This window comes from Bacillus sp. 11C (genome assembly GCF_055486375.1).
Genome location: NZ_JBUPVZ010000004.1, coordinates 118,236 through 133,341, shown reverse-complemented (window position 1 = coordinate 133,341; position 15,106 = coordinate 118,236). Strand labels below are relative to the sequence as shown.

At 44.4% G+C, this 15,106-nt stretch carries 9 protein-coding genes and 1 pseudogene (1 of these 10 running past the window's edge); all 10 read left to right on the top strand.

Annotation, left to right across the window (positions count from 1 at the left end; translation table 11 throughout):
* The first annotated feature begins 5 nt into the window (after window positions 1–5).
* Window positions 6–276, top strand: a pseudogene (locus tag ACY3LV_RS07635) (hypothetical protein).
* A complete protein-coding gene (gene fabD / locus ACY3LV_RS07630; protein ID WP_333560401.1) occupies window positions 273–1,139 on the top strand; it encodes an ACP S-malonyltransferase in 867 nt (288 codons plus the stop codon). Before ACY3LV_RS07635 ends, fabD (ACY3LV_RS07630) begins: the two are co-directional and overlap by 4 nt.
* A gap of 507 nt (window positions 1,140–1,646) precedes the next feature.
* On the top strand, window positions 1,647–2,621 hold the full coding sequence (locus ACY3LV_RS07625; RefSeq protein WP_333560400.1) for an acyltransferase domain-containing protein: 975 nt from the start codon (window positions 1,647–1,649) through the stop codon (window positions 2,619–2,621).
* Window positions 2,618–4,927: an ACP S-malonyltransferase gene (gene fabD / locus ACY3LV_RS07620; protein ID WP_333560399.1), complete on the top strand. Its 2,310-nt coding sequence runs from the start codon at window positions 2,618–2,620 to the stop codon at window positions 4,925–4,927. The genes ACY3LV_RS07625 and fabD (ACY3LV_RS07620) overlap by 4 nt, the downstream gene beginning before the upstream one ends.
* Window positions 4,928–5,014: 87 nt before the next feature.
* A complete protein-coding gene (locus ACY3LV_RS07615; protein ID WP_087991461.1) occupies window positions 5,015–5,263 on the top strand; it encodes an acyl carrier protein in 249 nt (82 codons plus the stop codon).
* Complete coding sequence (locus ACY3LV_RS07610) at window positions 5,241–6,488, top strand: beta-ketoacyl synthase N-terminal-like domain-containing protein (protein WP_333560398.1); 1,248 nt, start codon at window positions 5,241–5,243, stop codon at window positions 6,486–6,488. Before ACY3LV_RS07615 ends, ACY3LV_RS07610 begins: the two co-directional genes overlap by 23 nt.
* The gene (gene pksG, locus ACY3LV_RS07605; RefSeq protein ID WP_333560397.1) at window positions 6,489–7,751 is read left to right on the top strand and encodes a polyketide biosynthesis 3-hydroxy-3-methylglutaryl-ACP synthase PksG; all 1,263 of its coding nucleotides are present in this window, start codon (window positions 6,489–6,491) and stop codon (window positions 7,749–7,751) included.
* Window positions 7,739–8,518: an enoyl-CoA hydratase/isomerase gene (locus ACY3LV_RS07600; protein ID WP_464863605.1), complete on the top strand. Its 780-nt coding sequence runs from the start codon at window positions 7,739–7,741 to the stop codon at window positions 8,516–8,518. The genes pksG and ACY3LV_RS07600 overlap by 13 nt, the downstream gene beginning before the upstream one ends.
* A 41-nt stretch (window positions 8,519–8,559) precedes the next feature.
* Window positions 8,560–9,309 carry a polyketide synthase gene (locus ACY3LV_RS07595; RefSeq protein ID WP_148961767.1) on the top strand — a complete coding sequence of 250 codons (750 nt, stop codon included), beginning with the start codon at window positions 8,560–8,562 and terminating at the stop codon, window positions 9,307–9,309.
* 45 nt (window positions 9,310–9,354) lie between these two features.
* A protein-coding gene (locus ACY3LV_RS07590) for an amino acid adenylation domain-containing protein (protein WP_464863604.1) crosses the window boundary here: on the top strand, window positions 9,355–15,106 show its start. The gene runs 9,386 nt beyond the window's last position; only the first 5,752 of its 15,138 coding nucleotides appear in the window; its start codon is at window positions 9,355–9,357; its stop codon lies off the right edge, out of view.

Sequence of the window (15,106 nt, the reverse complement as noted above, 5' to 3'; positions counted from 1 at the left end):
AAAAGATGAAGCGCATTCTCATCATATCCACGCCCTATAAGTGATATGGGTCATTTTTCTTATGTTCTGCTAGAGCCCCTGATCCTTTATGCCCTAATTGAAAAAAATAGGAAAACAATCGAGTGAACTGTAGGAAAAATTAACTTGACGTTAATATTTACAGAGGTTACCATCAACATGAACATGCTACTATTTATCCGGTCATCACTATTTGTTGTAAAATCATACAGAAGTGCATCATATTTACTAATCGGAAGGGTGGCTTTGAGAGAATGATCACATATGTTTTTCCGGGTCAGGGTTCGCAGAAACAGGGAATGGGCAGCGAACTATTCGATGAATTTAAAGAACTGATGGCTCAGACAGATGAGATCCTAGGATATTCAATTAAACGTCTTTGCATAGAAAATCCTTATTCTAATTTAAACAAAACGCAATTTACACAGCCGGCTTTATATGTGGTAAACGCATTAAGCTACCTGAAAAAAATCCGTGAAGCGGAAGCTAAGCCCGACTTTGTCGCCGGGCACAGTTTGGGTGAGTACAATGCGTTATTTGCAGCGGAAGCCTTTGATTTTGAGACAGGTTTAAAGCTTGTCAGAAAAAGAGGCGAGCTGATGAGTATGGTGAATAACGGCGGCATGGCAGCTGTTATGGGATTAAATGAAGAGCAGGTTGCAAGTGCTCTGAATCAATATGATTTACACAATGTTGATATCGCTAATGTGAACGCCCCATATCAAATTGTGATTTCAGGCAGAAAAGATGATATTGAAAAAGCCGCATCTCTTTTTGAAACGATGACTGAAGTTACAATGGTACTCCCCTTAAACGTAAGCGGCGCGTTTCATTCCAAATACATGAATAAAGCGAAAGAAGAATTCGAGCAATTTCTTCATACCTTTCATTTTTCGCCTCCGTCTATCCCGGTTATTTCTAATGTGTATGCCAAACCGTATACATACGAATTAATGAAGCAGACGATGGCCGATCAAATCAACCATTCAGTGAAATGGACGGAGAGCATAAACTACTTAATGAATAAAGGGCAAATAGATTTTGAGGAAATAGGGCCTGGAAATATTTTAACAGGGTTAATTCACCGTATAAAGAAAGATGCGGAAGCAATGTCCCGCTGAAAATGATGATCCCTAAGATCATGCACCGCTAAAGGCAGGCTAGAGATAGATTTCCTTTTAGTCAAGGTATAAAGTTTTAGAGGTGCAATCGTTCGTTCGACACTGTTTCTAAATGAATAACTTTATATACTGTTACATAATGAGGCTGATATAACATGTCCGCACCATATTAGACATTTGAACTATGTCAGTCAGCCGGCAAATGGATGCCAAACCATCGCTCTCACATCTAGATGGTCTCTTTTTCACCGCACCCAATCATTCATAGAGCCGATGTTTTTTGCTGATCCTGTCAGCATGTTATACCAATTTAGAGATATCAACATACATCTACGACCACTTCATAATAGATCCGCATCCAGAGCACCAAAACAATCTTCCTAAAGTTCCATTATGTCTTTTCATTAAATAATCGGATTTCACTCGCTGCTGTGTATCTTTTACAGCATACATGGAAATGAGAAATCAAAATAGCTGTCATAAATATAAAAAAAGTAGGTTATGCATATGAATGAACCGCTCGTTTTTATGTTTTCCGGACAAGGTTCCCAGTACTATCATATGGGGAAGGAATTATTTAAGGAAAATACCGTGTTTCGCCAATCGATGCTTGAAATGGATGCCATTGCAGCACGGCGAATCGGCACATCCATTGTTCAAGAAATCTATCATCCCGCTAAACGTGTGTCAGATCCGTTTGACAGCATTCTTTTGTCCCACCCCGCAATCTTTATAATTGAATACTCCTTATACAAGGTTTTGGCAGATAGGGGAATCTATCCTGATTACGTATTGGGATCAAGTCTGGGAGAATTCGCAGCAGCAGCTGTTTCTGGTGTGTCAGACGCAGAGAATATACTGAATTGCATACTTGAACAGGCCATTTTAATCCAGAAATCCTGCGATAAAGGAAAAATGCTGGCCATTCTTGATCATCCGCAATTACTGAAAGACCATCCGCAGCTGTTTAGAAATAGTGAACTCATCTCTATCAATTATGATTCGCACTTCGTTATTTCTGGTGAAGGAGAAAATATAAAGCAGATCATGGAGGTTTTAAAAGAGAAGCAGATTCTTTGCCAGCAGCTGCCTGTGTCCTATGCCTTTCATTCTTCGCTTATTGATCCGGCAGAAAGTGTCTATGCAGATTTTTTAAGTTCAATCTCTTTTAAAAACCCGTCAATACCAATGGTGTCGAGTTTAACGGGGGGCTGTCTTCGCGAAATAGACAAGCATTTCTTTTGGGATGCGGTTAGAAAGCCAATGAGATTTCGCGAAGCGATTGGATATTTAGAAAGCCAGCATACATGCCGGTTTATCGATTTAGGGCCATCCGGCACCTTAGCTGCTTTTGTGAAACAGCTGATTCCGGGTGATTCAGCTGACCGCTGCTGCTCGATCATTACACCATTTCATCAGGAGCTGAAAAATCTGAATACGGTTGAGTGTTTCCGTACACCAGAAAGGAAGTTTACAAGATGATTACATATGTTTTTCCAGGGCAAGGCTCCCAGCAAAAGGGAATGGGACAAGGACTATTTGAACAATATCGGCATTTGACTGATCAAGCAGATCAAATTTTGGGCTATTCAATAGAAAAGCTCTGTACCGAAAAATCCTATTTGGATGTAAACCATACTGAATACACGCAGCCGGCTTTGTACGTCGTCAATGCACTCAGTTATTTGAAGAGACTGGAGGAAACCGGCAAAAAACCTGATTTTGCGACAGGACATAGCTTAGGAGAATACAATGCGTTGTTTGCAGCGGGGGCCTTTGATTTTGGAACCGGATTAAAACTTGTCAAAAAAAGAGGCGAACTGATGGGACGAATTACAGGAGGCGGAATGGCTGCTGTGATCGGGCTGAATAAGGAACAAGTTACAGCCGTTTTAGAAGAGCACCGTCTCTATGACATTGATGTGGCAAATGAAAATACGCCTCGGCAGATTGTGATCTCCGGCCAAAAAAAAGAGATTGAAAAAGCCGGAACGGTTTTTGAAAATACCAAGGATGTAAAGCTATTTCACCCTTTAAACGTAAGCGGAGCTTTTCATTCCAGATATATGAATGAAGCAAAACAGGAATTTAAGCAATTTATTGAACCATTCCTTTTTGCGCCTTTATCTGTCCCTGTTATCTCCAATGTCTATGCAGAGCCCTATCAACAGGACAGGATAAAAGAGACATTATCTGAACAAATGGTCAGCACAGTGAAATGGACGGACAGCATACGTTTTCTGATGGGAAGAGGAGAAATGGAGTTTGAAGAGATCGGGCCTGGAACTGTTTTAACCGGCCTCATCCAGCGGATTAAAAATGAAGCAGAACCGTTAACACATGCACCCGAAAAGAACCTTGCTTCCCGTCATACGTTCAGTGCGCATTCAAAGGAACAAGCAGAAGCGGCTGGACATCGACCTCAAGTTCAAGCTGGAATTACGGCAGAATCTTTAGGAAGTGCTGAGTTTAAACAGGATTATCAACTTACATATGCTTATCTTGCAGGAGGAATGTACCGCGGCATTGCTTCGAAAGAAATGGTAGTAAAGCTGTCAAAAGCAGGAATGATGGGGTTCTTTGGTACAGGCGGCCTGAGTCTGAATGAGGTTGAAGATGCGATCCTTACTATTCAAGAAGAATTAGGGGAAGGACAAGCCTATGGCATCAATCTCGTCCATAATATGAAACATACTGAATCAGAAGAAAAAATGATTAATCTTTTATTGAAGCATCAAGTGAGAAATGTGGAAGCTTCAGCATTTTTAAGTGTCACTCCCGCATTGGTAAGGTATCGCGCAAAAGGAGTGAAACGAAACCCCGATGGTGAAATTGTTTGCTCACATCGTATCATTGCGAAATTATCACGGCCGGAAGTTGCAGAATCATTTCTGAGTCCTGCGCCTGAGAATATGCTGCAAAAGCTTTTAGGAGAAAATAAAATCACAGTGAATGAAGCTGAGTTGTTGCGTAATATTCCGATGGCTGATGATATTTGTGTGGAAGCTGATTCAGGCGGCCATACAGATGGAGGTGTGGCATACAGCCTGATGCCGGCGATGACGTCATTAAGAGATGAAATGATGAAAAAATATCAATATCCGAAAAAAATTAGAGTTGGTGCAGCTGGAGGAATTGGAACGCCTGATGCAGCGGTGGCAGCTTTTATGCTTGGTGCTGATTTTATTGTAACAGGCTCAATCAATCAATGTACGGTTGAGGCGGCGACAAGTGATAAAGTAAAGGATTTGCTTCAACAGATGAATGTACAAGATACAGCCTACGCGCCTGCGGGTGATATGTTTGAGTCGGGCAGCAAAGTGCAAGTGCTGAAAAAAGGCGTGTTCTTTCCGGCGCGGGCAAGCAAGTTATATGAACTGTACCAGCGATACGGGTCAATACGTGAGCTGGATGCAAAGACGTTGACTCAGCTGGAGGAGAAATACTTCAAACGCAGTATAGAAGACATCTATAAAGATATGACATTGCATTATCCTGCGGCAGAAATTGAGAAGGCCGAACGAAATCCGAAGCATAAAATGGCTTTGATTTTCAGGTGGTACTTCAGATACAGCTCCAACTTGGCAATCAGCGGAAGCGAACATTCGAAGGTCGATTATCAAATTCACTGCGGTCCGGCGCTGGGAGCCTTTAATCAATGGGCCAAAGGTTCTGAATTAGAAAACTGGCGCAGTCGCCATGTGGATGAGATCGGAAAAACATTAATGACAGAAACGGCAGCATTGCTTCATGAAAGGATGCAATCAATGTATCAACCTTCGTTTTAAAAGACAGTATAAGATTGATAGTTTGAATATTACGAAAATATACCTATAAAAAGTACTCAAATGAACCCTTGAAGGAGAGAGCGCGTTATGGATAAACAGAGAATCTTTGAAGTGTTAGTCACCAATATTTGCGAGGTGCTTCCTGAATTAGACGGACACAGATTCGAGCCTGAAGATCAGTTAGTTGAGTTAGGAGCTGATTCTGTAGACAGAGCTGAAATTATCACAATGGTGCTAGAGGATTTATCATTAAAAATTCCCCGCATTGAGCTGTCTGGGGTGAAAAACATCGGCGAGTTGGCTGAGGTGCTTTATGACAAAGTACAAACTGTCTGAGGTGGTGGTGACCGGTGTAGGCGTAACGGCTGCTATCGGTCAAGGGAAAGAGGCCTTTGCTTCTTCGCTGCTGTCCGGCAGGCATGCCTTTGATGTTATGAAGCGTTCGGGCAGACAAAAAGACAGCCGGTTTATTGGAGCTGAAATTGCGTCATTGTCTTATCCCGACCGGCTTTCTAAAAAATTATTAAGAAAAGCGTCATTTTCCAGCCGTGCTGCATTGGTGACTCTCTCAGAGGCTTGGGAGGAAGCTGAATTAAACGAAGTCGATTCCGCACGTATCGGACTGGTAGTCGGTGGATCAAATTTTCAGCAGAGAGAAACCTTACAGCTTTATGAAAGTTATCAAAATCGCTCTGGTTTTATTTCGCCTGCGTATGGCCTGTCTTTCATGGATAGCGACCTTTGCGGATTATGCACAGATCAGTTTGGCATTACGGGCTTAGCTTATACCGCGGGAGGAGCCTCGGCCAGCGGCCAGTTAGCAGTGATTCATGCGATTCAGCAAGTCTTGTCAGGCGAGGTAGATATTTGCATAGCGCTTGGTGCATTAATGGACCTTTCTTATATGGAATGCGAGGCGCTTAGGGCTTTAGGCGCTATGGGAACGGACAAATTTGCGGAGGTGCCTGAAAAAGCGTGCCGTCCCTTCGATCAGAACAGAGACGGGTTTATTTATGGAGAATCGTGCGGCGCATTGGTGATAGAACGAAAGGAGACCGCTGTCCGCCGAGGTGTCAAGCCTTATGCAGCGTTGTCTGGATGGTCAATCAAACTAGACGGGAACCGGAATCCCGATCCTTCTTTAGAAGGGGAGATTCATGTCATCCAGGAGGCGCTGGAGCGTGCCGGCCTTTCACCAGAAGATATTGATTATATTAATCCCCATGGCACGGGTTCTTTTATTGGAGATGAAATTGAATTAAAGGCGCTGCATGCGTGCGGGCTTTCCCACGCTTATATTAACGCAACAAAATCGATAATCGGGCACGGCCTCAGCGCCGCAGGCATTGTAGAGGTGATTTCTGTTTTGCTGCAAATGAGAAAATCTGCCCTGCATCCGAGCCGGAATTTGGATCATCCAATTGATGATTCTTTTCATTGGGTAAATGAGAAATCGATTTCATACCGCATCAAAAATGCGCTGAGCTTAAGCATGGGGTTTGGCGGAATGAACACCGCGGTTTGTATACAAAACATTGAGAAATGTGGAGGCGAATCATAAATGGTTTCAGCCGGAATAGAAGCGATGAATGTCTTTGGCGGGACGGCATACCTTGATGTCATGGAACTTGCCAAATATAGACACTTAGATACTGCCAGATTTGAAAACTTATTAATGAAAGAAAAAGCGGTAGCGCTGCCTTATGAAGATCCAGTGACCTTTGGAGTCAATGCGGCTAAGCCGATTATTGATGCATTATCTGAAGCCGAGAAGGACCGGATTGAATTGCTGATCACTTGTTCTGAATCCGGGATCGACTTTGGGAAATCGTTAAGTACATATATCCATGAATATTTAGGCCTGAACCGCAATTGCCGTTTGTTTGAGATTAAACAGGCATGTTATTCAGGAACCGCAGGATTTCAGATGGCGGTCAATTTTATATTATCCCAGACGTCTCCGGGTGCCAAAGCGCTGGTTATCGCCAGTGATATTTCACGTTTCTTAATCGCCGAGGGCGGAGACGCTTTAAGTGAAGACTGGTCTTATGCTGAACCGAGCGCCGGAGCGGGAGCGGTGGCCATTTTAGTAGGCGAAAATCCCGAGGTGTTTCAAATAGATCCCGGAGCAAATGGCTATTACGGCTATGAAGTGATGGATACGTGCCGTCCTATTCCCGATAGTGAAGCGGGAGATTCTGACCTGTCTTTAATGTCATATCTGGATTGCTGCGAACAAACCTTTCTGGAATACCAAAAACGTGTGCCCGGTGCCAGTTATCAGGACACGTTCCAATACCTTGCTTACCATACGCCTTTTGGCGGGATGGTGAAAGGTGCGCACCGAACAATGATGCGTAAGGTGGCGAAGGTGAAAACTGCTGAGATTGAAACGGATTTTTTAAATCGGGTAAAGCCAGGTTTAAACTATTGCCAACGGGTTGGAAATATTATGGGAGCTGCCTTGTTTCTGGCGTTGGCCAGCACGATAGACCAAGGGCGGTTTGATTCACCTAAACGAATCGGCTGTTTTTCCTACGGATCAGGCTGCTGTTCTGAATTTTACAGCGGTATTACAACTCCGCAAGGTCAGGAACGCCAGCGCTCATTTGGCATTGAGAAGCATTTAGATCGCCGATATCAGCTCTCAATGGAAGAGTATGAGCAGCTGTTTAAGGGGAACGGGATGGTGCGGTTCGGAACGCGCAATGTAAAGCTGGATGTTGAGATGATACCGGGCATCATGCAGTTTACTCAAGAGAAGCCGCGCTTATTTTTAGAAGAAATTTCTGAGTTTCATCGGAAGTACAGGTGGATCTCGTGACCTATCAAACGATAAAGGTCCGCATTCAAGAGTCGGTTTGCTATATCACCTTTCACCGTCCTGAAGCGAATAATACGATTAATGACACACTCAGAGAAGAATGTTTGCAAGTGTTAAACCAATGTGAAACATCATCGGTTACGGTTGTCGTTTTAGAAGGGCTTCCCGAAGTATTTTGCTTCGGCGCAGATTTTCAAGAAATGTATCAGGAAATGAAAAGCGGCAGGAAACAGGCAAGCTCCCAAGAGCCTCTCTATGATTTGTGGCTGAAATTGCAGACAGGCCCTTATGTCACAATTTCGCATGTCAGGGGAAAAGTGAATGCCGGCGGTCTTGGATTCGTATCTGCCACAGATATTGCCATAGCTGATGAAACGGCGTCATTCAGTCTCTCTGAGCTGTTATTCGGTTTGTATCCGGCTTGTGTTTTACCGTTTCTGATCCGCCGGATCGGCTGGCAGAAAGCACATTATATGACGCTGATGACAAAGCCGATTTCCGTACAGGAAGCCGGTGAATGGGGGTTAATAGATGCCTTTGATGCTCAAAGTGAGGTGCTGCTGAGAAAGCATTTATTGCGGCTGCGAAGACTGAATAAAAAGGGAATCGCGGATTATAAACAGTTTATCAGCTCACTTGATCATCAAGTCAGCCGTTCGAAATCCATCGCTTTAACTGCAAATCAAGACATGTTTACTGACCCTCAAAACCAGATGGGAATCATCAGGTATGTTGAAACAGGACAATTCCCATGGGAGGAACAGTAATCATTTGAAAAGATGACAATCAGAACCGTTAGGAGGACATCATGACGCATTCTGTTGTAGAGCTCATCGAAGTTGAGCCTGCTATTATTCAGGTAAAAATGCATGACCGCACTCATAAAAACGCGTTTTCACAAGAACTTACAGACGGTTTAATTCAAGCGTTTGAATTCATTCGGAAAAACCCCAATTATAAAGCAGTCATTTTGACAGGGTATGATAACTATTTTGCTTCAGGAGGAACGCAAGAAGGGCTGCTTCGAATTCAGCAGGGATTGACCAAGTTCACGGATGACAATCTTTATTCGCTGGCGCTGGATTGCGAGATTCCAGTCATCGCGGCAATGCAGGGACACGGAATTGGAGGCGGCTTTGTCATGGGGCTTTTTGCTGACATTGTCATTCTGGCCAGGGAGAGTGTGTATACGGCTAATTTTATGAAATACGGATTTACGCCTGGAATGGGCGCTACCTTTATCGTTCCTAAAAAACTGGGGTTCAGCCTGGCTCAGGAAATACTAATGAATGCGGGCAGCTACCGCGGAGCTGATCTCGAAAAAAGAGGGGTTCCCTTTAAAGTCCTGCCTCGTGCGGAAGTATTAGATTATGCGGTGGAACTGGCGCATGAATTCGCGGAAAAGCCGAGAAACTCATTGATTACATTAAAAGACCATTTGGTTGCCCCGCTTCGTGAGCAGCTGCCTCACGTCATAGAACAGGAATTGATGATGCACGAGAAAACATTTCATCATGAGGAAGTCAAAATGAGAATCAAAGGTTTGTATGGAAATTAACCAGAAATCCACATGAAAATTTGCAGATTAAATGGAGGCAGCGCGATGAGAAATAATGATAATACACGCATTTTAGCTAATCCTTCTGTCAGCTACGGTGAGCCTTTACATCTATCTGAAGAGCAGCCGGCAACAATACCTGAAGTTTTATACAGAACTGCTGCTGAGCTCGGGGATACAAAGGGAATCATTTATTTGCAGCCGGATGGAAAAGAAGTGTATCAATCATATGGACGATTGTGGAATGATGCACTGCGTATCGTAAAGGGGCTCCGGCAATCAGGCCTGAAAGCAAAACAAAACGTGATTTTGCAGCTGGGCGACAATTCTCAGCTTCTCCCTGCGTTCTGGGGGTGTGTTTTAGCAGGAATTGTTCCGGCTCCGTTAGCCGTTCCGCCAACGTACGCTGAATCCAGCAGCGGGACTCAAAAGCTGAAAGATGCATGGACGCTTCTTGACAAGCCGGCGGTGATTACGGACCGGGACATGCACCAGGAAATGATCGATTGGGCAAGTGAACAAGGCCTTGAAGGATTCCGTGCAATTGCTGCGGAAGATCTGCTCAGTGCCGAGGCAGAGACGGATTGGCATCAATCCAGTCCTGAAGACTTAGCGCTTTTATTGCTGACTTCAGGCAGTACTGGAACGCCCAAAGCAGTTATGCTGAATCATCGAAACATTATGAGCATGGTGAAAGGGATTATTCAAATGAAAGGCTTCACCAGAGAAGATATCACATTTAACTGGATGCCGTTTGATCATGTCGGAGGCATCGGAATGCTGCATTTGCGGGATGTCTATCTAGGCTGCCAAGAAATTAACGTCTCAAGTGAAACGATCTTAATGGAGCCGCTGAAATGGCTGGATTGGATTGATCATTACCGTGCTTCTGTTACGTGGGCACCGAATTTTGCGTTCGGTCTTGTCACTGATTTTGCAGAAGAAATGAAAAACAGGAAATGGGATCTGTCCTCAATGCGTTACATGCTCAATGGCGGTGAAGCAATGGTCGCCAAGGTAGGGCGCAGAATGCTTGAGCTTTTAGAACCCCATGGACTGCCTGCTGATGCGATCCGGCCTGCATGGGGAATGTCCGAAACGTCATCCGGCGTTATTTTCTCTCATGAATTTACCCGGGCTGCAACAAGTGATGATGATCATTTTGTCGAAATCGGTTCTCCAATCCCTGGATTCTCTATGAGAATAGTGAATGACCATAATGATTTGGTTGAGGAAGGCGAGATTGGCCGTTTTCAAGTTTCGGGTCTTTCCGTTACAAGCGGTTATTACCGGCGCCCGGATTTAAATGAGAGTGTGTTTACGGAAGATGGATGGTTTGAAACCGGAGACCTTGGCTATTTGCGAAATGGGCGCTTAACCATTACAGGACGCACGAAAGATGCAATTATCATTAATGGTATTAATTATTACAGTCATGCGATTGAGTCTGCTGTTGAAGAATTAGCGGAAATCGAAACTTCTTATACTGCTGCCTGCGCAGTCCGCGTGGATCAGAATTCAACGGACCAGCTGGCTATCTTCTTTGTTACTTCCGCAAACATGAATGATGAGCAGATGTCTCAGCTTCTTAGAAACATACAATCCCATGTCTCACAGGCGATCGGCGTCACCCCGGAATATTTGCTGCCGGTACAAAAAGAAGAGATTCCGAAAACGGCTATCGGAAAGATCCAGCGCACCCAGCTGAAAACGTCATTTGAAAATGGAGATTTCGATTACTTGCTTCATAACCCCAACCGGATGAACGGGGCGGTCCAAGACGAGGACATGCAGCAAGCAGATCATGTGAGAAGAATAAGGGAAGAGATACAGGAGCATCTGCTCAGCTGTTTGACTGAGGAGCTGCACGTTTCCCGCGATTGGGTGGAGCCAAATGCTAATATCCAGAGCCTTGGAGTGAATTCTATCAAGATGATGAAGCTCATTCGGTCGGTCGAGAAAAAATACCGTATCAAACTCACAGCCAGAGAGATACATCAGTATCCTACGATTGAACGCTTGGCTGGCTATCTATCTAAACAAGAAGGTATCAGCAGCCTCTCTGATGACACAGCGGGTACTGACACATCTAAAACGGAACCGGAAAAGAGTCAGGCAGCTTTTCAGTCTCTGTCTGAGGTACAAAAAGGATTGTGGACATTGCAAAAAATGTCACCTGAAAAAAGTGCCTATCATGTACCTCTCTGTTTTCGATTTTCGTCAGGGCTTCACCTTGAAACATTACAAGAGGCTTTCGGCTTTGTATTCCATCAGCATCCGATCTTAAAGCATGTCATCCAAGAGAAAGACGGAGTGCCATATCTTACACATGATCCAGCGCTTTCACTTGAAATCAAGACAGAAGACATCTCAGGAATGAAAGAGTCTGACATTCCTTCTTTTCTTAGAAAGAAAGGAAAGGAACCGTATGTAAAGGAAAACAGCCCGTTAGTGCGTGTCATGAGTTTTTCCAGATCTGAACAAGAGCAGTTTTTACTAGTTGTCATTCACCATTTGATTTTTGACGGGGTTTCGTCTGTAACATTTATACGCAGTCTGTTTGACAGCTATAAGCTTCTTTTAGAAGGACAGCAGCCGGAAATAACTGTTTCTCCTGCCATTTATCACGATTTTGCGGCCTGGGAGCAGAACATGCTTGCCGGAAAAGACGGCGCGAAGCATCGTTCATACTGGCAGAAACAGCTATCGGGAACTTTGCCGAATCTTCAGCTGCCTAAGGTCAGCACAAGTTCAGCCGATTCTGAGTTTGAAGAGGATACATACACCCGGCAGCTGTCCAGCGGCTTCATGAATCGGGTCAGGACGTTTGCGAAAGAGCATTCTGTGAATGTTTCGACGGTATTCTTAAGCTGCTATATGATGCTGTTGGGCCGCTATACCGGACAAAAGGAACAGATTGTCGGCATGCCGGCGATGGTGAGACCGGAAGAAAGATTTGATGCTTCCATTGGGCATTTTCTTAATATGCTCCCGATTCGCAGTAAACTGAACCCGGAAGATATTTTTTCTGAATTTGTGGCTAAATTGCAATTTACCATGTTGGATGGGCTTGATCATGCAGACTATCCGTTTCCGAAAATGGTGAGGGATTTGAATATTCCTCGCAGCGAAGCGGGCTCACCGGTGTTTCAAACTGCTTTTTTCTATCAGAATTTTCTTCAAACAGGAAGCTATCAAAACTTGTTGAGCCGCTATGCTGACTTCTTTTCTGTCGATTTCGTTGAGCGTATTCATCAAGAGGGTGAATACGAATTAGTATTTGAACTTTGGGAAACTGAAGAAATAATGGAGCTGAACATTAAATACAATACTGGGCTATTTGATGCGGCATCTGTATCCGCGATGTTCGATCAATTTGTTTATGTAACAGAACAGGCAGTGTTGAATCCTTCTCAGCCTTTAAAAGAGTATTCTTTACTGCCTGAAGCAGAGGAGCAGATAATTCTTAAAACATGGAACGACACTGGAAAAACGTATCCATATACATGTTTTCATGAATTATTTGAGCAGCAGGCGAAAAAGACGCCTGATAGAGCGGCTGTCAGCTATGAAAATCAAACATTGACGTATCGAGAGCTTGATGAAAGAAGCACACAGCTGGCCATTTATTTGCAGGCACATGGAGTGGGTCCGGACCGCTTGACAGGAATCTATGTGGATCGGTCGCTGGACATGTTGGTGGGATTATTGGCGGTTCTCAAGGCTGGAGGAGCATATGTGCCGCTTGACCCTTCCTATCCGGCTGAGCGACTGGAGTACATGCTGGAGGACAGTGAAGTCTCCATCACGCTGACGACATCAGAATTAGTAAACACGTTGAGTTGGAGCGGTGTCAAGACTGCTCTGTTAGATCAAGACTGGGATGAGATCGCTCACACAGCCTCTGATCGAAAAGTGCTTACACGCACTGTCACGCCCGAAAACTTGGCATATGTCATTTATACATCCGGCAGCACAGGAAAGCCAAAAGGTGTCATGATACCGCATAAAGCTTTGACCAATTTTCTCGTTTCGATGGGAGAAACACCAGGTCTTTCACCAGAGGATAACATGCTCGCTGTCACAACCTACTGTTTTGATATCGCGGCTCTGGAGTTATATTTGCCTTTGATAAAGGGCGCACACTGCCATATTTGCCAAACGGAGCATACGAAAGACGTTGAAAAACTGAAACAGGACATCCAAACGATCAAACCGACAGTGATGCAGGCAACGCCGGCTACATGGAAGATGCTCTTTTATTCAGGCTGGGAAAATGAAGAGAGGGTGAAAATTCTATGCGGAGGCGAAGCTTTGCCTGAGACATTGAAACGATATTTCTTACATACGGGCAGCGAAGCTTGGAATATGTTCGGGCCAACCGAAACAACCATCTGGTCAGCGGTTCAGCGTATTGATGAAGAATGCTCTCATGCCACGATAGGAAGGCCAATCGCCAATACACAAATCTATATTACAGATTCTCAGTTTGCACCAGTACCGGCTGGCGTTCCCGGAGAGCTTTGCATTGCGGGGGACGGCGTGGCGAAAGGCTATTACAAAAAGCCAGAATTAACGAATACGAGATTCATTGACAGCCCTTTTGAGTCTGGATCGAAGCTTTATAGAACGGGAGACATGGCGCGCTGGCTTCCGGGAGGACGAATTGAATATATAGGCCGTATCGATAATCAGGTGAAAATACGCGGATTCCGTATTGAACTTGGCGATATTGAAAGCAGGCTCAGTGAGCATCCCGGCATTCAGGAATGCGTCGTGGTCGCGGCTGAAGAGAATGGAATGGATAAGCTTGCTGCCTATTATACAGCTAAACATGCAAATACTTCTCTTGCAGCAAGAGAGCTGCGTCATTATGTGAAAGACGCTTTGCCTGCCTATATGGTGCCTTCTTATTTTATTCAGATTGACCATATGCCGTTAACACCGAACGGAAAGATAGACAGAAATAGACTTAAGAATAGCGGACTAACTGCGAAGCATTCAAAAGAAAGAGAGATCTCTCCTAAGAACATTCAGGATGCTGTATTGGCCATTTGGCAGGATGTATTGAAAATGACTGACATTGAACGGGAAGACGGATTTTTCGATGTGGGCGGGGATTCGCTTCTCGCGGTTACTGTGGCTGACCGCATCAAACATGAATTATCCTGTGAATTTTCTGTCACAGACCTGTTTGAGTACTCAACGATCAAAAATATCAGCCAATACATCACTGAACAGCGAATGGCGGATACGAGTATCTTTGTGCCGACAGAACCGGCAGCTTATATAGATCAGTCCTTCAAGGGGAACGATCTGCCAGATTATTATGAGGATAGTGTAGCGGTTATTGGCATATCGTGTGAATTTCCAGGGGCGAAAAATCATGATGAGTTTTGGGAGAACCTCAGAGACGGCAAGGAAAGCATTACGTTTTTCAGTAAAGAAGAGCTTCAGCGCTTTGGCATTTCAGAGGAGATGGCGGAAAATGCCGACTATGTCCCAGCTAAATCTTCTATTGATGGCAAAGACAAGTTTGATCCAAGTTTCTTTCAAATCTCTCCTAAAGACGCTGAATTTATGGATCCGCAGTTTCGAATGCTGCTGACTCACTCATGGAAAGCAATAGAAGATGCCGGTTATGCTGCGAAACAGATTCCGCAAACCAGTGTTTTTATGTCGGCAAGCAACAATTCTTATCGCGCGTTGCTGCCGCCAGATACAACAGAGAGTCTGGAAACGCCGGACGGTTATGTCTCGTGGGTGCTTGCGCAGAGCGGGACGATTCCGACAATGA